The organism is Nonlabens spongiae, assembly GCF_002117125.1.
GTDB lineage: Bacteria > Bacteroidota > Bacteroidia > Flavobacteriales > Flavobacteriaceae > Nonlabens > Nonlabens spongiae.
Genome location: NZ_CP019344.1, coordinates 1,572,394 through 1,596,607, shown reverse-complemented (window position 1 = coordinate 1,596,607; position 24,214 = coordinate 1,572,394). Strand labels below are relative to the sequence as shown.

Here is a 24,214-nt window from a genome sequence, read left to right as displayed (position 1 = left end):
GTTATGAAGCGGAAAAAAATCTCTGGCTTTTTAGTAATACTGATGGGTGTTACCATCTTGTGGTTCATTTCTAAATACAAGAATGTTTATGAAGAAGAGGTACAGGTTGAGGTGCAGTGGAATCAGATTCCAGAAGATATAAAAATTCAAGAGGATAGTGAGACTATCGTCTTTAATCCACGATTGAGACAACGAGGTTTTAAACTGATGGCAAATAAAATATTCAAACCCACAGTAAAACTAAACTTTGAGAAATTCACCTTTAGCAGAAACGATAGTATCTTTTTCAATCCTTTCTTAGAGAAGGAGGAGCTAAGCAAAGTTGATCGAGAACTTTCTATTCAGGATGTCAAAAATCAGGATATCTATATACCTGCAACTCGTTTTGAAAGAAAAAAAGTTCCTATCTCCACTAATTTTAAAATCAAATATGCTAATAATTTTAAGGCTAAAGTGCCATTTAAATTAGAACGCGATAGCATTATCTTATTTGGAAAGAATAAATTATTAAGTGAGGTGGATAGTTTGATTCTCACATCTGAGCCGATTTTAATAAATGATACACTTGTTGAGCGCAAATTAAAATTAACACTGCCTACAGATGATATAAAGGCTAATGTAGATCATGTTCAGGTAACTTTTAGAGCAATGGAAGTCACAGAGGGTAGTTTTATAGTTCCGGTAGAAATACTTTCAAAACCTGCTAATTCTTTCGTCAAAGTGATTCCTGAGACCGTTACAGTCATATATCAAGCAGCGATTGACAATTTTGAATCAATCACTGAAGATGATTTAACCGTACGATTAGACATAGAGAAAGTTCAGGAGTCGAGTAAAGTTATGGTTCCCGAAATCATTTATGATTCAGATCTCATCTACCACGCAAGATTGAAAGAAGAGGCAGTTCAAGTATTAATTGTTAAATGAAAGTTTTAGGCATCACAGGTGGTATAGGAAGTGGGAAGTCCACGATCGCTAAAGAGCTGGTTAGATTCGGTATACCAGTTTTTGTTGCAGATGAGGAGTCAAAAAAACTTTTGAGTGGCAACGAAGAGATAAGAGAAAAAGTCAAATCTCTTTTAGGAGAACAAGCTTATATCGCAACCGAGGGAACAGAAATTCCAAATAGAAAATATATTGCCTCAAAAGTTTTTACTGATAAACAATTGCTTTCAGAACTGAATTCTATAATGCACCCAGCTGTAAGGCAGGAATTTCAAACTTGGAAAGGTGTACAACAATCTTCATATGTTGCTTATGAGGCAGCTATATTGTTAGAAACTGAAGGTAGAAAAATTTGCGACCAAATATTATTAGTAACCGCGCCCCTCGAAATGAGAATAGAACGTGTTATGGCTCGCGATCAAGTGAATAGACAAGAGGTATTACAGCGTATGTCTAAACAATCCTCAGAGTTTGATAAACTCTTACTATCAGATCTTGTTATTTGTAATATTAAACTTACAGAATCAACAAGAGAGGTGAGATTTATTAATGATTTTATGTTAAAATACTGATTATATAGTAATTTTTTTTGCCAAGTTAAGATAAGGTTAAAGGGTTTTTAACAGCACTGTGAAATGTTAAATTTGCCCTGTGCAGAAAAAGCTTTTATACGTACTTATCGGGCTTATGAGCATCTCGCTCGCAGGAATTATAGCCGTTCAGATTTATTGGATCGTTGATAGTATTGAGGAGAAAGAAGAACAATTTTCTTTTGCAGTCAATCAATCGCTTATTAATGTCGCAAATAGACTCGAAAATAATGAGATCAATAAATATCTCAACACATTAGAGAGGCTTAGGGATAGCTTAGGGGTCAAGCCTGACGGGCGTGAGGTCAGGGAGTACTTACTGATTCAGCGTAATGACAAGTTAGAAGAAACAGCGACTTATAAAAATAGCCTGCTTACTGAAACTTATAAGTTAGATCCTCAACTGCTCGAGTTGGATCTCGATAGCGTCATCTTGAAAAAATTATACAATCAAACTTCAAAAACGACTACTACAGATTCTCAAATAGACGGGATCGAATCACGCCAAGATCGTTTTGAGCGCCTAAACAAATTTGAGCAGGTCTATAATGCAGAATTAGCTGATGCAATTCTAGAATTTAATAATGTACTACCGGTCACATCTAGGACTTCAAAGGATGTAATTGCTGAGTTAATCCGTGAGGAACTGGATTATCACAATATTGAAACGGACTTTGAATATGCCATATATCAAGGTGGTTATGCAACTCGTTTGTTGTCAGAAAATTTTGAGTTCAAAGAAAATGCTACATGGGCAACACCGGTTTTTGACTATCGTGACTCTGATGGAGATGCTTACAAGCTTTTGATTAACCTACCCGGTAGAGAGCGTTTCATACTATCCTCGGTAACGGGAATGGCTTTGCTTTCCCTAGTATTTACCGCGGTTATTGTTATTGCTTATTCAAATGCCATTAATCAGATTTTTAAGCAAAGACAAATTTCCCAGATCAAGACAGACTTCATCAACAACATGACTCATGAATTTAAGACGCCTATTGCTACAATTAACTTGGCCCTTGATTCTTTAAACCATCCTCGCATTGCGTCTGACCCAGAAAAGGTTAAGAACTATCTACGCATGATCAGAGAAGAGAATAAGCGCATGCACGGTCAGGTTGAAAATGTCTTACAAATATCTAAACTTGAGAAAAGTGAGCTCAACATGCAAAAAGAGCGCATGGATGCAAACTTGTTGATCCACGAGGCTATTTCCCATATAAAGCTTATTCTCGATCAAAGAGAAGGAGTACTTCAAACTCATTTAGGAGCCTTGCGCACAGATATTTTGGCAAATGAGAGCCATATGACAAACGTGTTTGTGAACATCCTAGAAAATGCGATAAAATATAGCGATGATGCTCCCATCATTGACGTTTATACAGAAAATGTAAAAAACAAAATTGTAATAAAAATACGCGATCAAGGTATAGGAATGAGCAAAGCTGCGAGCCGTAAAGTCTTCCAGAAATTTTTTAGGGAGCACACCGGTGATATTCACAATGTGAAAGGTCATGGTTTAGGTCTCGCTTACGCGAAAAGAGTTCTAGAAGAACACCACTCAGAAATATATCTAGAGAGTGAAAAAGGTAAGGGGAGCACCTTTATCATAACAATTCCTTTAATAACTTAATTAACTTTAAATACTTTACTTATGGAAACTGAAAACAAAAAAATCCTGCTTGTTGAAGATGATCCTAATTTTGGAACCGTCTTGAAAGACTACCTTCTGATGAATGACTTTGATGTCGTGCATGCTAAAAATGGTATGGAAGGATTTGAAAAGTTCAAAAAAGACAATTATGATCTTTGTATCCTAGATGTAATGATGCCTTACAAGGATGGTTTTACACTAGCTAAAGAGATCAGAGAGAAAAATGAAGATGTGCCTATCATTTTCCTTACCGCAAAGGCCATGAAAGAAGACGTTCTACGTGGTTATAAAGTAGGAGCAGATGATTATTTGAACAAGCCGTTTGATAGCGAGGTTCTTCTTATGAAAATTAAAGCTATCATACAGCGCAAAGGTCAGGACAGTATTGCAGACTCTAAAGAATTTGAATTTCAGATCGGTAACTTCCACTTGAATTCTAAGTTACGTTTCTTGAGCTATAATGAGCAAGAGCCTATTAAATTGAGTCCTAAAGAAAATGAGTTGCTCAGACTTCTAGCGCTACACCTTAATGACTTGATGCCTCGTGAACTGGCACTTACAAAGATCTGGAGAGATGATAATTACTTTACTTCTCGTTCCATGGATGTGTATATCGCAAAGTTGCGTAAGTACCTCAAACAAGATGATAATGTTGAAATCGTAAACATACACGGTGAAGGATTTAGACTTCTAGTCAAAGATCAAGTAGACTACTAGTAGTACTGCGTAAATAACTATTTCCCCATAAGTTGTGAAACCCGTTGTACGATTTCGTTATGACGGGTTTTATAATTAAACCAATGCACAGAATCGTCCTTGCGATACCAGGTCATCTGTCTTTTGGCAAACCGGCGTGAGTTGCGCTTGATGAGCCTTATGGCCTCATCTATATCATACTGACCATCAAATACAGGGAATATCTCTTGATATCCTACCGTACTCTTGGGAATGGAGCTCGATGAATTTTTTAATACTTCAGCCTCTTTAAAAAGTCCTTGAGTAAACATGAGATCTACTCGTTTATTGATGCGATCGTAAAGCTCTTCACGGTCAGCCTCTAGACCTACTTTTATAACTTTAAAAGGTCGCTTATCTGCGTTTCCAGTTTGAAAATCGCTCAGTTTTCTACTTGATGTTTTAAAAATTTCCAGAGCTCTGATAAGCCGCCTAGGGTTCTCTTGGTCTGCATTTTCATAGAATTCTGGATCTTTCTGTTTGACTTCATTCTGTAACCATTCCAGACCTTTAGACTCAAATTTTTGCGAGATTTCACCTCTTATCTCCTCAGGAATATCTGGAAAATGGTTTAGGCCTTCAGTAACGGCTTTTTCATATAAGGCGCTCCCACCTACCATAACTACTACATCATTTTTGACAAATAGGTTATCTAAAAGTTCCATTACCTCTTTCTCAAAACTACCTGCAGTAAGAGGATTATCGATGCTTCTATCTTGTATGAAGTAATGCTCTGCTTCCGCCAGTTCGTCTGGGTTAGGCACGGCGGTCCCCACAGTCATTTCCTTGTAAAATTGTCTTGAGTCGCAGGAGATTATGGATGTTTTGTACGCTTTCGCGAAAGCGATACCTAAAGCAGTCTTACCCACAGCAGTAGGTCCTATTACCGCTATGAGCGTTTTTTTAGACATCAAGTGAACAACCGCATTTATGGCAAAACTTTGCATCGTCCTGATGCTTCTTTGCTAGGCAGTTCTGACAGACCTGGGTGTTTACATGACGGTAATTTGGGTCATTAACGTCCTCAGTGTTCTCACCTTGGGAATATTCTGCACTTACGATACCGGTAGGTACAGCAATAATTCCATAACCCATGATCATGATGAGTGTAGCGATGAACTGACCCAAGGGAGTTTCTGGCGCAATGTCGCCAAAACCCACCGTCGTCAGGGTTACGATACACCAGTAGATACTCACCGGTATGCTTACAAAGCCATGTTCAGGCCCTTCTACAAGATACATCAACGTGCCGAAGATTACGGAAAGTACTAGAACTGCAAATAAAAATACCGCAATTTTAGGCGCACTGTTTCTGATTGCTCTTTTCAATTTATTTGCTTCTCCTATATATCTCGTTACTTTCAAGATTCTGAAAACACGCAACAAGCGCAACGATCTGAAAGTGAGTAAAGCGTTAATCCCTCCAAAGAAAAACGTGAGATACAACGGAATAGTAGATAACAAATCGACGATGCCGAAAAAACTAAAAATGTACTTAGCGGGTTTATTGATCGAGTAAATACGTAAAATATATTCTATCGTAAAGAAGCCTGTAATGACCCACTCAGCGATAAGAAATTCATCAGAATATAACTTCCTGAGGCTCTCAACACTTTCAAGACATACCAGAATAATACTTAGTAAAATAAGGATCAGTAGCACCACATCAAAGAGTTTTCCCATGGGCGTATCTGCCTCATAGATCACCTCGTGAATTTTTTTTCTGATGTTGTTTATTTCTGGTTTAGATGCCATTAATCCAATGGATAGTTTTTAGGATTTGCCTCGTGCATCATTGCATAACACTTATCAAAAATATCATCTGCGCTGGGTTTAGAGAAATAGTCGCCGTCTGTTCCATAAGCAGGTCTATGCTCTCTTGCAGAGAGGCATTGTGGCTTGCTGTCTAGATAACGATAAGCTTCCTGTTCATCTACGATTTTTTGCATGATAAACGCACTGGCGCCGCCTGGAACGTCTTCATCCACAACAAGCAATCGATTTGTATTTTTAACTTGTTCTACAATGCTGTGATTGATGTCAAACGGCAATAACGTCTGAACATCTATAATTTCAATATGGATGTCAACTTTCTCCAACTCCTCAGCAGCCTCTTGAACCAGTCTCAACGTAGAGCCGTAAGAAACTACCGTGATGTCTCCACCACCTTTCAAAACTTCCGGAATTCCTAGAGGAACGCGGTATTCACCTAAATTTGATGGTAGTTTTTCTTTGAGTCTGTAACCGTTCAGGCATTCTACAATGAGAGCGGGCTCGTCACTAGCAAGCATGGTATTATAAAATCCAGCAGCTTGTGTCATGTTGCGCGGAACGAGTACATGAATACCTCTCACTAAATTGATGATTCCTCCCATTTGAGAACCACTGTGCCAAATCCCTTCCAGCCTATGACCTCTTGTTCTTATGATTACAGGAGCTTTTTGTTTTCCCGCTGTTCTGTAAGAAAGCGTGGCCAGATCATCACTCATGATCTGTAGACAATAAAGTAAATAGTCCAGATACTGGATTTCAGCAATGGGCCTCAATCCTCTTAAGGCAAGTCCTATTCCTTGACCCATGATCGTGGCTTCACGTATACCGGTATCTGAGACGCGCAACTCGCCATACTTTTCTTGCATGCCTTCAAGACCTTGGTTGACATCGCCTATTTCTCCCGCGTCTTCACCAAAAACCATTACCTCAGGATGTTTTCCTAGAAGTGCATCAAAATTGTCGCGCATGATGATACGTGCATCTACTTCCTCGCTATTTTCATTGTAAGTAGGTGCTACGGCTTCCACATTTAAAGCCGATTTTTCTGAATGACTGTATAGGTTATCTCCGTAGGCGGCTCTTTGAATCGTTTCATAGTTCTTGATCCACTTTTGCACGGCGACTTTTTGCTCGGTATTTTCTTTCAAAACGTACCTCAGGACACGTTTTGCCGTTTGCAGGATGCTTTTGCGATTAGGTTCGCGATCTTGTTCCAGTGCATCAATCTCTTTCTGCATGAATACACCTTGCTCAGATTGAGCAGCGAGATTTTTCAGCAGAGGAAGGATTTCTGCTTTCTCATTTTGAATAGGCTTGATGAAATTGTTCCAAGCAGCTTTTTTACCTTCTCTAACTTGTTTTTTAATGTCCTTTTCCAGACCAGTTAATTCTTCATCAGTCGCAAACTCGTTTGAGATGAGCCACTCTCTGAACTTGAGGTTACAATCATGCTCCCTCTCCCATTTTAAACGGTTCTCATCTTTATAACGTTCATGAGAACCACTGGTACTATGACCTTGTGGTTGGGTCAACTCATTTACATGAATTAAGACAGGTACGTGTTCTTGACGAGCGATTTCACCTGCTTTCTCATATGTTTCTACCAGTGCAGCATAGTCCCAGCCGTTGACCTTAAAAATCTCAAATCCTTGATCATTCTCGTCACGTTGGAAACCAGCCTGGATTTTGCTGATGTCTTGTTTTGTGGTTTGGTGTCTTGCGTGAACTGAAATTCCGTATTCATCATCCCACACACTTATTACCATAGGAACCTGCAAAACGCCTGCTGCGTTGAAGGTTTCCCAGAAGTGTCCTTCACTTGTACTGGCATTTCCTATAGTTCCCCAAGCGACTTCATTTCCATTGTGAGAAAATGGATTATTCTCATCGATAAGGTCATTATGGCGATATACCTTGCTGGCTTGAGCTAGTCCCAAAAGTCTCGGCATTTGACCGGCGGTAGGCGAGATATCAGCACTGGAGTTTTTCTGATCTTTAAGATTTCTCCACGTGCCATCTTCATTGAGAGAATGCGTAGCAAAGTGACCGCCCATCTGGCGGCCTGCACTCATGGGCTCTTCTTTTAAGTCAGTGTTTGCGTATAAACCAGCAAAAAACTGTTCAATCGTGAGTTCTCCTATCGCCATCATAAAAGTTTGATCACGATAATAACCACTTCTAAAATCTCCGTTTTTAAAAGCTCGTGCCCATGCAAGTTGAGGCACTTCTTTCCCGTCGCCAAATATTCCAAACTTAGCCTTGCCAGTTAATACTTCACGTCTTCCCAAAAGGCTGCACTCTCTACTGGTAACGGCTACTTTATAATCATTGATTAACTCCTTTTTGAAGTCTTCTCTATCTAATTTTGATTGCGAATTTTCTATAGCAACAGCGGTATCTTTCATAATACCGCAAAGATACTCTTTAAGCGTACCCTTTGCAATATGCAAGATTTTATATAAATGATAAAATCAGTACCAGCGTCTTGTGAACAAGCCTACAAAAGTGTCTATGTCAAGGGAAACGATAAACCTGATCTTTTGATCATAGTTTTGCTGACCTATTTCCCAACCATTTGTGCTATAAACGGGAAAGTAGAGCTCAAAGTAGTCTTGAAGAAGATTGAGCCTTATACCACTGTCATAGACAAATTGGGCTCCGTCGTTTCTATTTTTTACAAAACCAGCATCTCCATAAGCAAAGATCCACTGCCAGATGCTGTAAGAGGTGTTTGCGGTCGTGATCCATTGATTGGCAAAAGCTGGTTTTAATTGCGACTTGAAACCACCCTCTGCGATGATGAGCTGTTGTGAGAACAGCCCGCTATCTTCTGATCTACCGTAGTAATTAAAGTCAAATAAATAGTCTGTAGGTCGGTCTAGGGCAAAGGAGAAAAAGTTCCCGTTGCGTGTGGTGTTATTATGTAAAAATGTTCCTGCGTAAAACCTAAAGTTCAGCTGCCTGCTATCTTTAAACAGTTTGCGCCACTCAAGCTCAAAGGTTGCTTTAGAAAATTCACTAGAGACTTGCGCTCCCACATCATATTTGAAAAACCTTCTAAAGTTTGGATCTGAATGGGTAAAACTCAGGTTAAAAACATTATAGTCTGGTTCATCCACCTCAGATAATGGACTACGATCGCGATCCACAAAAACGTTTCTAAACCTAAGTGACTGGCGCTTATTACTGCGTAAATCCTCTGGTCTATAGCTCAGCACCAGCCAGCCCGTTGCTCTGCGATACATCAAATCATTATCATACGAGTATGTGTTACCACTCAAACCATATTGCACCTGATACAGACGTTCATTTCTATCTTGCAGCGGGTGGGTATACTGAAAACCTATGGACCCAACCAATTTATTGCTTCCCAATCCATAAGCAGGCTTTAGACTGTATCTAAAGGGTTTGGAAAGAAGGTTTCCATTATAAAAACGACTTCCTATGGTGATCCCGTCATAAAGATTGTATTGCAGGTCTGGAATCAAAAAAACTTGGGACCGCTCTGGATCTTCCACATCTTTGATCAGCCTGAATTCTATAGGGCGGTTGAGGGAAGGGAATCCTTTGAGCGTTCTGTAGTTGTCCCGTTGATTGAATTCAGGTATGAGTTTTTCATAATTGATGGCGATTCTGTTGGCACGCTTTCGCGAAAGCGTAACTGTCGTATCCTGCTCTATCCCATTTATAAACCTGCGTTCTACGATACTGTCATTTTGCAAGGTGTAGAGCGAGACCGGAATGACTACATCTGATTTGTTTTTTATCGTTACGGTTACAGAATCCTTGGTTTTCTTCATACGCTTGATTTTCCAATCCATGCGCTCATGGGAAGTGATATATTCATCAAAAAACCAGTCTACCTCATTAGTGGTGTAGCTTTGTAGCTCGTTCCTAAAATAAGACGCGTCAATGAGTTTTGATCGCGACGGGTCGTAAAGCTTTTTAAGTGTCGCGCTCAGACTACGATCGCCCAGATATTCATTCAAATATCGTAAACCTAGCGCTCCTTTGTAAGGAGCAGCGAGTTGCTCATTATATTTAATCAATTCATCAGACGGTGTGTCGAGCGCTTGATCCAGATTGATCCTTGCCGTATTGAGATAAAGCAGCGGGTATTGATCATTGAACATCATCTGGGAGGCGTTGAACCCTCTCAGTCCCCATATATTCTCTAGTTTTCCCGAGATTTTTAGGTCAGGATAGTATTGTTCCTGATATTGCATCATTAGGTAGACCATGAGCGATTGCTGCATCCAGAAATCCTCACGTGGGTTGACGTAGATACCGTCTTCAATCCACTTGCGGGTAAGTGCTTTTAATATTTTGATTTCATAGGTAAATCCATCTGGATACGGATTGATGAAATCTGGAAGCGAACTCAATCCATAAACGGGATTCTCGCGATAAAACCGATCAGAAATCAAAACGCCTCTATTGCGTCGTTCACCTAGTTTTTCCTGTAAAAATGCTGCCACCCGATTGATGAAGATCATTTTGATTTCAAAGGCGAGCTTATCATCGTCAAGATCAGTAATGACATCAGCGCCAGTGACTTTGTAAGTTTTGTAGCGCTCTGTGTTTTTTAAAATATAAAGTGGGGCTTCTTTAAGATGGTTCTCTTCAAACTCAAAATAATTCCCATCTTCCTTTGCCTCACCAGATAGTTTTTTGACTGCACTTATAGCGTCAAAACCAGTAGGCGTTTTCAAACTGATCTTAAAATCAGTAGGGCTTCCTAGGAAATCATTGAGCGCTTTATGGCTATAGATATTCCACTCACTATCTGAATACACTGCTGGATGAAGGTACCAGTACTTTAGGGAATACTCTCCGGCACTGTTTTTTCCGTATCCCGTAAAGTCATCATCTGGAATAGTGACCGCATAATTGAACTTGAAAAATCTTATTTCACCTGCTTTGATGGTTTCTTTGAATGTTACTTTGATAACATCAGGATGACCTTCTGGACGGCTCAAAGTATAAAGATCATCAAAATAACTGCCTAGGGCAATGTCTGTTTCTCCTTTGCGATCATCGCTAGAGAACTGAAACCTGTTTTTAAAATCCTCTGCAAACCTTACCGCGAGAGGAGTCTCTGTGGAAGAAAAGGCATTTGCCCAATCCAGTAGATAGATTTCGCTCAACTCATCAGCCGATGTATTGTGATATTTCAACTCTTGCTCGATCTGCAGTTGATCAAGGGAGTCGTTAAGAACTACATTGAGTTTTGTGCTATGCTGAGCGTGGGCACAAATAGTGACCAAAAGAAAAATAATCGTACTAATCCTGTTCATAGGGAGAATTGTGATTTTTTCTTTGGTACGGTTAGCGTTAGAATCAATCAATCTCTATCCAACGATTAAATAGTCGCTGTATTATTAAAATGGATAATAGGTTTAGAAGTTGGGGCTTAAGCTATACTTTGCGTAGAAGTCATTAATGATCTCAACTGCTTCATCACTGGTATCTACTAAATGCAGTAAGTCAATATCTTCTGGACTTATGGTAAAAAACTTTTTGTCAAGTGTAGATTTGATCCAGTCCATCAAGCCACTCCAGAATTCAGTACCAACTAATATGATAGGGAATTTTGCTATTTTTTTAGTCTGGATTAGTGTAATCGCCTCAAATAATTCGTCAAGGGTGCCAAAACCTCCAGGCATTACGATAAAGCCCTGAGAGTACTTTACAAACATAACTTTACGCGCAAAAAAGTAGTCAAAATCGAGACTCTTATCGCTATCGATGTAAGGGTTGTCGTGCTGTTCAAAAGGTAGGGCGATGTTGAGGCCCACTGAGGTACCACCGGCAAGGTGCGCACCTTTATTACCAGCTTCCATAATCCCAGGTCCACCGCCGGTAATCACACCATAGCCATTTTCAACAATCTTGCTGGCGATCTCACAGGCTAGCTCGTAATATTTATTTTCAGGTTTTAATCGTGCGCTTCCAAAAATCGATACACATGGCCCAATGCGACTCATGCGTTCATAACCCATTACAAATTCAGACAGTATCTTAAAGGTGGCCCAACTGTCGTTAGTCTTCATGTCATTCCAGCCTTTTTCGCGCACTTCTTTCCTCATCTATACGTGTGATTTTCGGTTTAAACTTGAACCTACAAACATAAGGAGGTTACACTTATGAAATTCTTAAAAAAAAGAAGGAATCTACCAGTAAGTTGAATCAGCCATTAAAAATGATGAAAATTAAAAAAGTCTGGACGGTTGAATTCTAAGAACCGCCCAGACTTCGACTTTAATATGAAACTTGATTTCTTTTCTACACTAGAAAGAAGTGAACTAGCATGACCACTGTACTTACGATAACACTAGTGATAAATAGATTGAGAACCATTTTAGGTTTTTGTACGGTCAGTATTGAAGCATTATGAATACTACAAGCTGCCACTACCATGAACACACTTATGTATTGAAGGATTCCGTAACCGTAAGACATAGTTGAGAATATTGCAAAGCCGCCCAAACAAGTAGATGCGATTATCGCGATAGCAGAATATCCAGTAAAGTTTTCATTCCAGTCTCTGTTTATTTTTGCGTATAAGGTGCTCATAATTTCTGTTTTTAATTATGATCCAAAATTACTGGGTGCACCTAGCCTGAAACGATGACTTTTGTCAGTCGGCTAGATAGTTACAGAAACTTTTTTTTCAATTCTGGAGTGGGAATCATGCAGCTTTCTTTTTTGCCAAACCATTTATAGCGATGATATGCGATATAATCATATACTGCATTTGATATGAACTTCGGGATAATGGTTAGGCCATAGAGCAGTGGCCATGCTCCTGACATTTTTTTTGCGATGCGTAGTGCTGCTCCCGCTTTCGCGAAAGCGGAACCATTTCTAATCAACACGATGCTATCTGTCTTCTCTGGATCAATATCATGTTTTGCCAGCAACTCTTCACCTATGTCACTTTGCAAGGCCGCAAACCTGTAATGATCCTTAGGATCGCGCTTGATGATGAAGTTGATCGCTCCATTGCAGAGATTGCATACACCGTCAAAAAGTATGATATCCTTTTCCATCATCCTACTTTTTCCAGCTGGTCTAATTTTACAGAGGTGGTAAAGATTCCATAGTTGACCGTCGCTCTGTCTTTCTCGATTACATCGATAGTTCCCACAGATTTTGAGTCCTGAATGCGTACACGATCGTTTACTTTAAGGATGACTTTGGGTTTCTCAGGCTCTGGAGTAATCAGTGGTTTGTTTGCCTTTTTCTTTTCAGACCTGATTTTTTCCACCTTCTGAATGACTTCATTCTCGATTTGCTTCTGCTTACCGCGTGCTTGCTTTGCACTTTGGGTAGGTTTTGATTTTTTAGGTGGTCTGCGTTTGACGTTTTCTGTGATGACCAGCTTCATCAGCTCCTCTTGAAGTGGCTTTTTCTTTTTATTCTTCTCAAAGGCAGCTGCCAGGCTATCAAACTTTTTACCCAACTGAATATAACGCTGGTAACTGTCATACATCTCTTGAAAATCTTCCAGTTTTTGCTGTACGCGTTCTTGAGTGTCTTCCAGTTTCAAAGCTCTTTTTGTAGCCTTTACTTCCTTATCACGCAGACTCTCATTGTTACGGCGCAGGTCTGATCGCTCCTTCTGAAGCGCAGCAATCGATTTGTCAAAACGTATTTTGCCACGTTCTACTTTCTTTTTGGCTTTGTTGATCAAAGAGTAGGGGATGCCGTTCTTTTGAGCCACCTCAAAAGTGAATGAGCTACCGGCTTCTCCTAGTTGTAATTGATACGTGGGCTCCAGCGAGCGGCTGTCAAATAACATGTTTGCATTGACCATTTCAGGCAGCTCATTTGCCAGCATTTTAAGATTTGTGTAATGGGTTGTTATAATTCCGTAACACTTGCGGCGATCGAGTTCTTCCAGCATGCTTTCTGCTAGAGCTCCTCCCAGTTCTGGATCACTACCAGTACCAAATTCATCAATCAAGAACAAAGTATCGTCATTTGCCACCTTTAAAAATCCCCTCATGTTTTTCAAGCGGTAGCTGTAGGTGCTCAAGTGGTTATCGATGCTCTGGTTGTCTCCTATGTCAGTAAGGATGTTTTGGAAAAAACAGATCCTGCTTTTCTCGTGAACGGGAAGCAAGAATCCACTCTGAATCATGAGCTGTAGCAAACCAATGGTTTTGAGGGTAATAGATTTACCACCAGCATTAGGTCCTGAAATTACGATGATACGCTGGTCCTCTGCTAGTCTTACTGTTTGCGGGTAGGTTTTCTCATTACGCTCCCTGTTGCTAATCAAGAGTAAAGGGTGATACGCATCAACCAGTTCCAGTTCCTTGTGTTCTACGATCATGGGAAGCAAAGCATCAATCTTTTGTGCATAGCGCGCCCTCGCAGCGATAATATCGGTTTCGGTCAGGTATGCTTTGTACTGATAAAAATCAGTCATGAAAGGTCTCAGAAAATTGGTTGTTTCTTTGAGAATACGACGTATTTCTTCTCGTTCTTCAACTTCTTGTTCTGCAAGCTTTCGCGAAAGCGTCAATACCCTCTCAGGTTCTATATAACTTATGGATCCCGTTTTGGAACTGCCCATGATTTTTCCCTTTACCTTGCGGCGGTACATGGAGCGCACAGCGAGTACTCGCCTGTTCTCAACCACGCTCTCACGTATGTCGTCCAGGTAGCCCAGCTGTGAGTAATGACTCAAAGCTTGACCAAAACTCCCGTTGAGCTGACCGCGCGTAGCGTTCATTTCCATGCGTAGATTGAGTAACAGCGGTGAAGCGTCGTCTTTGATCTCCCCAAACCGGTCGATGATTCTATCCACGTAATCAGGAACGGCTGTATTTAGATCAATGAAAGTGGTACGTTGATGAAGTTTTGGGAAATGCTCTTGAAGTTTTTTGAAGAAAATAAGATGCTCGTTTACCGTTTTGGGTAAAGAAGCCAGCTTTCTGATGCCTTCCAGCTCAAGTGTGCTGTTTTCTATTCCTAGCAGTTGCAGCTCACGATCTATGATGTCAAATCCATGATTGGGAATGCGGTACTCGCTAGTAAAAGACCATAGATATTCATTTGTGCAGTCCAGCGCTTTCTTGATCAAGTGGTGCGATGGGTAGGGCCGTTGCTTGCGCATCACCTCCTTACCATCGCTGGTCACGCAATAGGCAGCAGCCTGATCCAGCACGCTGTCAAATTCTAGGTCTTGAAGGGTTTTTTTAGATATTTTTCTCATGAATGCTCCTGCAAAAATACACTAGGAGAAAGTCGAAGGTTTTAAGGATAGCTTAAACTTAGAGTTGCTTAGCGCCGTGAGCTGTGAGTTTTACGCAAAGCGCTTGAATCCTGGTGATTAAATGTTGAGCCATGAGTCTGTGCAATCTCGATACCTTAACCTATTAAAAATTTGTCACTCTGAACGCGACGGTAGGAGAGGTTCAGAGTCTTACCGTTCCTGTCTAAGAGATTCTGGATCGCGCTGCGCTTGTCCAGAATGACAACTTGTTAGGAAAGCAATGGTCAACTGCTTACTGCTAGTGCCGACTGAACACTAAATTTTCCTCATCTGCTGTTTCATGGCTTTGATCTGGTCGGCGAGCATGTTGTGTTTGTCTAGTTTTTTAGCTTCTGTAAGTAGGGTAGTGGCTTCACGTTTACGTCTTTTGGTCATGGCAATTCCGGCAAGGTTCAATTTTGCAACAGCAAGATCTTGATCCATATTTAAACCTAGAGAAATTGCTTTTTTGAAATAGCGCTCTGCTTTTGTAAGGCTGGTTTGTGAAATCATTAGTCCTCTTAGGTAGTTATAATAACCTTGTTGTTTAGTAACTAAAGCGGCCTCTGGATTTTTGATTTTATCGAGCCATTTACCTGCTCCTTCAAAATCTTGCTTACGCAATCTCATGAATGCCAGTAGGATGATCTCGTTTTTAAAATATAGAAAGATAAAAATTCCCGAAAATAGTATCAGAAAAATACCGGTCATGATCTCATTGCGCGTAAATTGGTAGACTGCAAAAGCGATAACCAGTGCTGCTAGAACAAGTTTGATATTTTTGTTGAACATGATGTCAAATTTTAAGCGTGCAAAGATAGGATACTCTGTTGAGGTTTGCGTACTTAAGATAATCCTTGGTTATCGAGTTATACAGTCATAAGTAGTTTTTAACTTCAAGTAGCTCTAAAAGAACACTGGTTTTGTTTTTTTTTGTAAAAAGTTGCGCTTACGGTTGTGTGAACAAAAAGACTTGTTATCTTTGCAGCCGATTTTGAAGGACGCGTATGCGTTTTTGTTATTATAGATAATAAGCTATGGCACAGAAGAGAACATATCAACCCAGCAAGAGAAAAAGAAGAAACAAGCATGGCTTTAGAGAGCGTATGGCCTCTGCTAATGGTCGTAAGGTTCTGGCTCGTCGTAGAGCTAAAGGCCGTAAGAAGTTATCTGTTTCTACTGAAAGAAGACACAAGAGATAATGATCTCATTCTCATAAATTTGAAAGCGTCAATTCATTAATTGACGCTTTTTTTATACCCCAAACTTAGATTTTCCCGATATTTAACCGTCTTAGAAAAGAACAACCCGATGCCCAAAAGAAAAGAACTCAAATCGATTTTATTAATAGGTAGTGGTCCTATAATCATAGGACAGGCATGTGAATTTGACTACTCAGGCTCTCAGGCGCTTAGATCTTTGCGTGAGGAAGGTATTGAAACGATCTTGATCAATTCAAATCCAGCTACGATCATGACTGATCCTTCCATGGCTGATCATGTATACCTGTTACCACTCAATACTAAGTCGATTAAGAAGATTCTTGACGATCACCCTCAGATTGATGCCGTCTTACCTACCATGGGAGGACAAACTGCGCTCAATCTTTGTATCGAGGCAGATCAAAAAGGGATCTGGGAAGAGCACAATGTTGAGATCATCGGTGTTGACATTGATGCCATCAACATTACTGAAGATCGGGATCAGTTTAAGGCATTGATGGGCGAAATAGGCGTGCCAGTTGCTCCGGCAGCCACTGCAAAATCTTTCTTGCAAGGTAAGAAGATTGCGCAAGAATTTGGTTTTCCTCTCGTGATACGTCCATCGTTTACGCTGGGAGGATATGGAGCAAGCTTTGTGCATACTGAAAAGGAATTTGAGGAATTGCTCACCCGTGGTCTAGAAGCATCGCCTATTCATGAGGTGTTGATCGATAAAGCGCTTCTGGGTTGGAAAGAGTACGAGCTAGAACTGCTCAGAGATGATAATGATAATGTGGTTATTATCTGTACGATTGAAAATATGGATCCTATGGGTATCCACACGGGTGACTCCATTACCGTAGCTCCAGCGATGACGCTTTCTGATAGAACTTATCAAAAAATGCGGGACCTAGCGATTCACATGATGCGCAGCATAGGCGAGTTTGCGGGTGGTTGTAATGTACAGTTTGCGGTAAGTCCCGATGAGAAGGAAGAAATTATTGCGATTGAGATCAACCCGCGAGTGAGTAGATCCAGCGCACTTGCTTCTAAGGCTACGGGTTATCCCATTGCAAAAATCGCTTCAAAACTGGCGATAGGTTACTCACTTGACGAGCTGGACAACCAGATTACAAAAACAACCAGTGCGCTTTTTGAGCCTACGCTGGACTATGTAATCGTGAAAATACCTCGCTGGAATTTTGACAAGTTTGAAGGTTCTGACCGTACGCTCGGGCTTCAAATGAAGTCGGTGGGTGAAGTGATGGGAATAGGGCGTTCTTTTCAAGAAGCACTTCACAAAGCCACACAGTCGCTAGAGATAAAAAGAAACGGCCTGGGTGCTGATGGTAAAGGATACACAGACTACAATAAGGTCATCGATAAACTCACCCACGCCAGCTGGGATCGTGTATTTGCACTCTACGATGCGATCGCGATGGGTATTTCCCTGTCTCGCATCCACGAGATTACGAGAATCGACATGTGGTACTTGAAGCAGTTTGAAGAACTGTACCATCTTGAGAAGGAGATAGGGAAGTTTGATATAAGCACGCTTTCGCGAAAGCTACTCCTAGAAGCAAAACAGAAAGGCTTTGCAGATCGTCAGATAGCACACATGCTGGGTTGTCTGGAGTCTGATGTTTACAATAAGCGTGACGAGATGAATATCAACAGAGTCTTCAAATTAGTAGATACCTGTGCGGCAGAGTTCAAAGCAGAAACTCCTTATTACTATTCCACTTTTGAGGCAGACATGCAATTGCCTAACGGTGACCGTTTTGCGCAAAACGAGAGTGTCGTAACCGATAAGAAAAAAATTATCGTTTTAGGATCTGGCCCCAATAGAATAGGTCAGGGAATAGAATTTGACTACTGTTGCGTGCACGGTGTTTATGCGGCTCAGGAATGTGGCTATGAGACCATCATGATCAACTGTAATCCAGAAACGGTCTCAACAGATTTTGACACAGCAGATAAACTTTATTTTGAGCCAGTTTTCTGGGAGCACATTTATGACATCATACGTCATGAAAAACCAGAAGGGGTCATTGTTCAGCTAGGAGGTCAAACAGCCCTGAAACTCGCTGAAAAGCTAGATCGATATGGTATCAAAATTATGGGAACCAGCTACAAGGCACTGGATCTTGCCGAAGATCGTGGTGAGTTCTCCAGATTACTCAAGGATAATAACATACCCTATCCAAAATTTGATACAGCAACCACTCCTGACGAAGCCTTGAAAGTAGCTGATGAGCTTGACTTCCCGATTTTAGTAAGACCTAGTTATGTTCTAGGAGGTCAAGGGATGAAGATTGTGATCAATAAAGAAGAACTTGAGCAACATGTGGTAGATATTCTACGGAAGATTCCAAATAACGTTCTGCTTTTAGACCATTACCTCGATGGAGCCATAGAAGCTGAGGCTGATGCTATTTGTGATGGAGAAAATGTCCAGATCATCGGGATCATGGAACACATCGAGCCTTGCGGGATCCACTCTGGAGATTCAAACGCGACTTTGCCTCCTTTTAATTTAGGAGATCTCGTAATGCAACAGATTAAGGATCACACAAAGAAAATTGCTTTGGCTCTCGAAACAGTAGGTCTTATTAATATTCAGTTTGCAATCAAAGATGATGTGGTTTACATCATTGAAGCCAATCCGCGAGCGTCTAGAACCGTTCCATTTATAGCTAAGGCGTATCAACAACCTTACGTGAACTGGGCTACAAAAGTGATGCTGGGAGAGAACAAGGTAACTGATTTCCATTATAATCCAAAACTGGATGGATATGCGATCAAGCAGCCTGTGTTCTCATTCAATAAATTCCCTAATGTCGATAAGCGTCTCGGTCCAGAGATGAAGTCAACGGGAGAGAGTATTTTATTTGTAGACAGCCTTAAGGATGATGAGTTCTACGAACTTTATTCTAGAAGAAGAATGTATTTGAGTAGGTAAGCTACCTCTTTAGGTTATCCTCATACACCTTGATCCATTCTTCTGGAGTAATTTTCTGAGCAAGTTCAGCGATTAACTCTAGAGGAATGTGATCAATCTTCTTAAAGCGTACACAGCTTTTTCCCATATCCAATTTGTATTTTGAATGCTTCGGGTACTCTTGAACCCACCAGTCGTGTAGTTCTGGGATGGCATAAATTCCAGAATGGTAAAGCGCTATAAAATTTTTCTGAGATGCCAGATTGATAAATGGGAGGGGAGACCATTCTTTTGAAGCGTGGTATCCAGGTGGATACAATTCTTTTGGTACGTAGAACCCGATCATTCCATAAAGTATTCCTTCCTCAAAGCCTTTGGGCAAGTTGTTTCTCAGCACCTTAAGTATGGCTGAAATTGGTTTTTTGCGTTCTTCTGGAATCTCGTTCAGGTACTGATCTATTGTTTCGGTTTTTGAGGTCATATAGCTATAGCATTATTCAATATTACGAAATCAAAAAATGGGAACTCGATAAAATCCAGTTCCCATTATAAATGCAGCTCACAAATCCATTAGCGTTCACTTAATGCGTTTTGATTGTTGACGCCGTCGCGATACGATTTTACCAACCTGATGAATTCAGCTCTGTAACCATCTGCATCTTTGCCACGTCCCTTCTGAGCCAAACTGATCACATCGTCCAGAGTTGCTTGGTTAGAGTAATCAGATTTTCTTAGTTTCATGCCAAAAAGAGCTACCGCTGCTGCAAACTGAACATCTTCATTAATAGCTGAAACCTTATTTTTCTGCACAAACTCCATCGGGATACTTTTATTACCGTCTGGTTTTTTGTAGCGTAATTTCACAGTAAAAAGTTCATCCTTTAAAGAATTACGATAAGAAGTGTCAGTATATTTAAGCTGAGTCATTTCTTTGAGATAACCGCTATCCACGCCTTTCGGCACTACTTCGAACAATGCAGTCACGGTGTGTCCCATGCCTAGCTCACCGGCATCCTTTTTGTCATCGACAAAGTCTTGGGTGGCGAGCATGCGGTTTTCATAACCTATCAAGCGGTAGGCGCTTACATTGTTAGGGTTGAACTCCACCTGGATTTTGACATCTTTCGCAATAGCGTACATACTGCCGCTAAATTCCTTTACAAAAATGCGTCGCGCTTCCTGTATCGTGTCGATATAGGCGTGATTTCCATTTCCCTTATCCGCGAGTGTTTCCAGTTTTGAATCTTTGTAATTACCCATTCCAAAACCTAAAACCGATAAAAATACACCACTTTCTCTCTTTTGAACAACCAAATCTTCCATAGCCTGATCGCTGCTGGCGCCTACATTAAAGTCACCGTCTGTAGCAAGAATTACTCTGTTGTTGCCGTTCTTGATGAAGTTTTCTTGAGCAATTTTATATGCCAATTCAATTCCTGCACCTCCAGCGGTTGATCCTCCTGCATTCAAGTTTTCAAGAGCCTCATAGATTTTCTCCTTCTCTGACCCGGTGGTGGGTTCTAACACCATTCCGGCAGCACCGGCATATACTACGATGGCAACTTTGTCTTGAGGGCGCATTTGATTCACTAATAATTGGAAGGCTCTTTTAAGTAATGGCAATTTATTGGTGCTGCCCATGGAGCCAGAGACGTCGATCAAAAAAGTCAAATTGCTGGCTGGGAGATCTTTCTGGTCGATTTCCTTTCCTTTCAACCCTATTTTTACAAGTTGGGTATCCTTGTTCCAGGGCGTTTGAATCACATCTGTTTCTACATTAAAGGGATGTTTTCCTGTAGGTTGTGCATACTCATAATTGAAATAGTTGATCATCTCCTCGATCTTCACCGCATGAGGATTCACAAACTCACCGTTGTTGATCATGCGACGTACGTTTGCATAACTGGCTTTGTCCACATCAATGGAGAAAGTTGAAAGCGGTTTTGCAGTAGTTTGCTCAAAAGGATTTTCTTCGATTTCTTTATAACTCTCATTATTTCTGTATTGCTCAAATAAGGTCTGCACTTCTCTAATTACAAGTTGAGGATCTTCAAGCTGTTTCTCACCAGTAGTAGAAATGACGATCACTCCGTTGACTCCTCGATTACCGTACATGGCTGTAGCGCTTGCATCCTTTAAAACTTTAGTACTTTTTATGCTGTCTGGATTGATGGTTCTAAAAACATCTTCATTTACAGGCACGCCATCTAAAACGATCAGAGGCTCTGTATTTCCATTTATTGAGGAGACGCCCCTTATGTTAATATTTGAATGTGCTCCTGGTTGTCCTGAGGAAGTATTAACAGTATAGCCATTCGTTGTCTGAATGGACTGCCCGGCAACCTGGCCTTGCAAAGTCTGAACTATACTGGAATTGGGTTTGGATTCAAATTGCCTTGATGTCACTATACTTGATGCAACCACAGATCTTTTGATCGTTGTATTACGGTAAGCTTGCACCACCACTTCCTCGAGTGAGCTTTGTAACTTTACATTAATCACTTTTTTGTCCCCTACTTTAACGACTTCAGAATCATAACCAGTGTAGGAAAAGATGAGGTAGTCGGTTTTCTTGGCTTTGATAGTGTATTTTCCATCAAAATCAGAAGTGGTAAACGTTTGAGTCCCTTTTACTTTTATCGTCGCACCTAAAATAGGATCGCCGTTCACATCAGTTACTTTTCCAATAATATTTTGAGCAAAACTCAAAAAGGTCGAGAGGCACATCAGCCCCAAAAGCAGTATTTTCTTCATGGTATTTGTGTTTAGATGCTTTGAAATTACTTGAGCTTCAGTGATCTAAAAACGGACATTGAGGGAATCAAGGCTTTGGTTGAGTGAGCGTTCTATGTGACGAAGTTTGTGGTTTCCATGATATTCTGAAATAATTTTGCTTTCGCGAAAGCGGAATTAAAACAAACACTCTTACAATCAATTAAATAGTTGTAAATCATATAAAAAGGATGTACTTTTGCAAACCCAAAACGAGAATAGGGAAACCGTTTGGGAATCAAAAACTTAGAAAAATCCTTCTAGAGTAGTTCTGTCAGTTTCCGCATCGCTCTAGAATACAAAGCTTAATCAGCACAAAATACATGGCTGAAGAAACAACAAAACAAGAACTTGAAGCGGCACAGGATGGTGTAACGCAAGAACAAGTTCAAGATCGTGTAGAAGAAAATACTCCGGTAATCACTTCTCCACAACAGGAAGATCCTCAAGCATTTCTTGACACTTTTGACTGGGAACGTTACAGTGAAGGAATTGAGAAAGTAGACGAGGAGCAACTTAAAGCATTTGAAAAATTAGTTGCCGACAACTTCGTAGACACTATCGATAGCGATGTGATCGAGGGTACGGTAATCAAGATGACAGATCGTGATGCGATCATCGACATCAATGCAAAGTCTGAAGGTGTTATCTCACTTAATGAGTTCCGTTACAACCCGCACTTGAAAGAAGGTGATAAGGTTGAGGTACTTGTAGATGTACGTGAGGACGCAACTGGACAGCTTGTTCTTTCTCACCGCAAGGCGAGATTGATCAAAGCATGGGAGCGTGTAAACAACGCACACGATACCGGTGAGATCGTAAATGGTTATGTAAAATGTCGTACTAAAGGTGGTATGATCGTAGACGTATTTGGTATCGAGGCATTCTTGCCAGGATCACAGATTGATGTGAAGCCTATACGCGATTACGACCAGTACGTAGACAAGACTATGGAATTCAAGGTGGTAAAAATCAACCACGAGTTCAAAAACGTAGTAGTGTCACACAAAGCCCTTATCGAGGCAGATATCGAAGAGCAGAAGAAAGAAATCATCTCTCGTCTAGAAAAAGGACAAGTACTAGAAGGTGTTGTGAAAAACATCACTTCTTACGGTGTGTTTGTTGATCTAGGTGGGGTAGATGGACTGGTTCACATTACTGACCTTTCATGGTCACGTATCAACCACCCTAACGAGGTTGTAGAACTAGATCAGACGCTTAACGTAGTAATCCTTGACTTTGATGAAGACAAGTCTAGAATCCAGTTAGGTCTTAAGCAACTTGAGCCACACCCATGGGAAGCTCTTAGCGACAAGATCAAGCCAGGTGACAAGGTAAAAGGTAAAGTAGTTGTAATTGCAGACTACGGTGCGTTTGTAGAGGTAGAAGAAGGAGTTGAAGGTCTGGTACACGTATCTGAAATGTCATGGTCCACGCACTTGAGAAGTGCTGGTGACTTTGTGAAGGTAGGTGATGAGATCGAGGCAGAGGTTCTTACCATAGACAGAGAAGATCGCAAGATGTCTCTAGGTATGAAGCAACTGGTTAAAGATCCATGGACTGATATCACAACTAAGTACCCAGTAGGTTCACGTCACAAAGGAACGGTAAGAAACTTTACCAACTTTGGAGTGTTTGTAGAACTTGAAGAAGGAGTTGACGGATTGATCTACATCTCAGACCTTTCATGGACTAAGAAAGTGAAGCACCCAAGTGAGTTCTGCTCAGTAGGTGATACACTTGAAGTAGTCGTTCTTGAACTAGATGTAAACGGTCGCAAACTTTCTCTAGGTCACAAGCAAACTATGCCTAATCCTTGGGATAAGTACCAGGACGAGTTCGGTGTGGGTACTAAGCATGAGGTTGAGATCGAGGAGATGGTAGACAAAGGAGCTGTAGTAAACTTTAACGAGGATATTTCAGTATTCATCCCATCACGTCACCTTGAAAAAGAAGACGGAACTAAATTGAAGAAAGGTGAGAAGGCAGAAATCCAGATCATCGAGTTCAATAAAGAATTCAAGAGAGTTGTAGGTTCTCACATGGTTCTTCACAAAGAAGAAGAAGCTAAGAACGTGAAGCAAGCTGCAGAAAGAGCACAAGAAGAAAGCAAGCCTACACTAGGTGATGCAAACTCTAAGCTCCAGGCTCTTAAAGATAGAATGGAAGGTAAGTCAGAGTAATTCCTGATTTTCTCTCAAAACAGAAAGCCGATCGACGCAAGTTGATCGGCTTTTTTTGTGGGTGTTCTTTTATGTTGTGTAAATAGTTTCGCTTTCGCGAAAGCGAGGACATTAAATAGACTATTACATATTTTAGGAATTATCGCCCCAGTCC

General features: G+C 40.7%; 18 protein-coding genes. 7 read left to right on the top strand and 11 right to left on the bottom strand.

All coding sequences use genetic code 11. From position 1 onward, the window contains the following. The first annotated feature begins 3 nt into the window (after positions 1-3). The 4 genes from BST97_RS07295 (at position 4) to BST97_RS07280 (ending at position 3,906) form a co-directional block, all read left to right on the top strand. Positions 4-927 carry a YbbR-like domain-containing protein gene (locus BST97_RS07295; protein WP_085766621.1) on the top strand — a complete coding sequence of 308 codons (924 nt, stop codon included), beginning with the start codon at positions 4-6 and terminating at the stop codon, positions 925-927. Beyond that, positions 924-1,517, top strand: coding sequence for a dephospho-CoA kinase (gene coaE, locus BST97_RS07290; protein WP_085766620.1), 594 nt, complete (start codon positions 924-926; stop codon positions 1,515-1,517). Before BST97_RS07295 ends, coaE begins: the two co-directional genes overlap by 4 nt. Positions 1,518-1,596: 79 nt before the next feature. Beyond that, on the top strand, positions 1,597-3,168 hold the full coding sequence (locus BST97_RS07285) for a sensor histidine kinase (protein WP_245833678.1): 1,572 nt from the start codon (positions 1,597-1,599) through the stop codon (positions 3,166-3,168). Positions 3,169-3,189: 21 nt separating this feature from the next. Continuing rightward, positions 3,190-3,906 carry a response regulator transcription factor gene (locus BST97_RS07280; RefSeq protein WP_085766618.1) on the top strand — a complete coding sequence of 239 codons (717 nt, stop codon included), beginning with the start codon at positions 3,190-3,192 and terminating at the stop codon, positions 3,904-3,906. A 17-nt stretch (positions 3,907-3,923) separates the two neighbouring features. Here the strand turns inward: BST97_RS07280 and miaA are convergent, their stop codons facing one another. The 9 genes from miaA to BST97_RS07235 all read right to left on the bottom strand — a co-directional run bounded on the left by miaA (position 3,924) and on the right by BST97_RS07235 (position 15,754). After that, entirely contained in the window at positions 3,924-4,835 is a 912-nt protein-coding gene (gene miaA / locus BST97_RS07275) for a tRNA (adenosine(37)-N6)-dimethylallyltransferase MiaA (RefSeq protein ID WP_085766617.1), read from the bottom strand. Then, positions 4,828-5,679: an ion transporter gene (locus BST97_RS07270; protein ID WP_085766616.1), complete on the bottom strand. Its 852-nt coding sequence runs from the start codon at positions 5,677-5,679 to the stop codon at positions 4,828-4,830. The genes miaA and BST97_RS07270 overlap by 8 nt, the downstream gene beginning before the upstream one ends. Next, a complete protein-coding gene (locus BST97_RS07265) occupies positions 5,679-8,102 on the bottom strand; it encodes an alpha-ketoacid dehydrogenase subunit alpha/beta (protein WP_085766615.1) in 2,424 nt (807 codons plus the stop codon). The genes BST97_RS07270 and BST97_RS07265 overlap by 1 nt, the downstream gene beginning before the upstream one ends. Positions 8,103-8,168: 66 nt before the next feature. Further along, positions 8,169-10,994 (bottom strand): gluzincin family metallopeptidase, encoded by a 2,826-nt coding sequence (locus tag BST97_RS07260; RefSeq protein ID WP_085768187.1) that lies wholly within the window; start codon positions 10,992-10,994, stop codon positions 8,169-8,171. Positions 10,995-11,096: 102 nt separating this feature from the next. Further along, positions 11,097-11,786 (bottom strand): LOG family protein, encoded by a 690-nt coding sequence (locus BST97_RS07255; RefSeq protein ID WP_085766614.1) that lies wholly within the window; start codon positions 11,784-11,786, stop codon positions 11,097-11,099. A gap of 196 nt (positions 11,787-11,982) precedes the next feature. Beyond that, positions 11,983-12,273: a hypothetical protein gene (locus tag BST97_RS07250; protein ID WP_085766613.1), complete on the bottom strand. Its 291-nt coding sequence runs from the start codon at positions 12,271-12,273 to the stop codon at positions 11,983-11,985. A gap of 80 nt (positions 12,274-12,353) precedes the next feature. Then, the gene (locus tag BST97_RS07245) at positions 12,354-12,752 is read right to left on the bottom strand and encodes a thiol-disulfide oxidoreductase DCC family protein (RefSeq protein ID WP_085766612.1); all 399 of its coding nucleotides are present in this window, start codon (positions 12,750-12,752) and stop codon (positions 12,354-12,356) included. Beyond that, on the bottom strand, positions 12,749-14,923 hold the full coding sequence (locus tag BST97_RS07240; RefSeq protein WP_085766611.1) for an endonuclease MutS2: 2,175 nt from the start codon (positions 14,921-14,923) through the stop codon (positions 12,749-12,751). Before BST97_RS07240 ends, BST97_RS07245 begins: the two co-directional genes overlap by 4 nt. Positions 14,924-15,238: 315 nt before the next feature. Beyond that, positions 15,239-15,754 (bottom strand): hypothetical protein, encoded by a 516-nt coding sequence (locus BST97_RS07235; RefSeq protein ID WP_085766610.1) that lies wholly within the window; start codon positions 15,752-15,754, stop codon positions 15,239-15,241. 245 nt (positions 15,755-15,999) lie between these two features. Between BST97_RS07235 and rpmH the strand changes: the two genes are divergently transcribed. Together rpmH and carB are read left to right on the top strand one after the other, a co-directional pair. Next, on the top strand, positions 16,000-16,164 hold the full coding sequence (gene rpmH, locus BST97_RS07230; RefSeq protein WP_082438615.1) for a 50S ribosomal protein L34: 165 nt from the start codon (positions 16,000-16,002) through the stop codon (positions 16,162-16,164). 109 nt (positions 16,165-16,273) lie between these two features. Continuing rightward, positions 16,274-19,126 carry a carbamoyl-phosphate synthase large subunit gene (gene carB / locus BST97_RS07225; RefSeq protein ID WP_085766609.1) on the top strand — a complete coding sequence of 951 codons (2,853 nt, stop codon included), beginning with the start codon at positions 16,274-16,276 and terminating at the stop codon, positions 19,124-19,126. Position 19,127: 1 nt separating this feature from the next. On the opposite strand, the gene BST97_RS07220 is transcribed toward carB, so the two are convergent. Together BST97_RS07220 and BST97_RS07215 are read right to left on the bottom strand one after the other, a co-directional pair. Continuing rightward, positions 19,128-19,586, bottom strand: a complete 459-nt coding sequence (locus tag BST97_RS07220) for a DUF1801 domain-containing protein (RefSeq protein WP_085766608.1) — start codon at positions 19,584-19,586, stop codon at positions 19,128-19,130. A gap of 89 nt (positions 19,587-19,675) precedes the next feature. Further along, entirely contained in the window at positions 19,676-21,859 is a 2,184-nt protein-coding gene (locus BST97_RS07215) for a vWA domain-containing protein (protein WP_085766607.1), read from the bottom strand. Between the two features lie 341 nt (positions 21,860-22,200). Between BST97_RS07215 and rpsA the strand changes: the two genes are divergently transcribed. After that, positions 22,201-24,060: a 30S ribosomal protein S1 gene (gene rpsA / locus BST97_RS07210; RefSeq protein ID WP_085766606.1), complete on the top strand. Its 1,860-nt coding sequence runs from the start codon at positions 22,201-22,203 to the stop codon at positions 24,058-24,060. Positions 24,061-24,214: the final 154 nt, after the last annotated feature.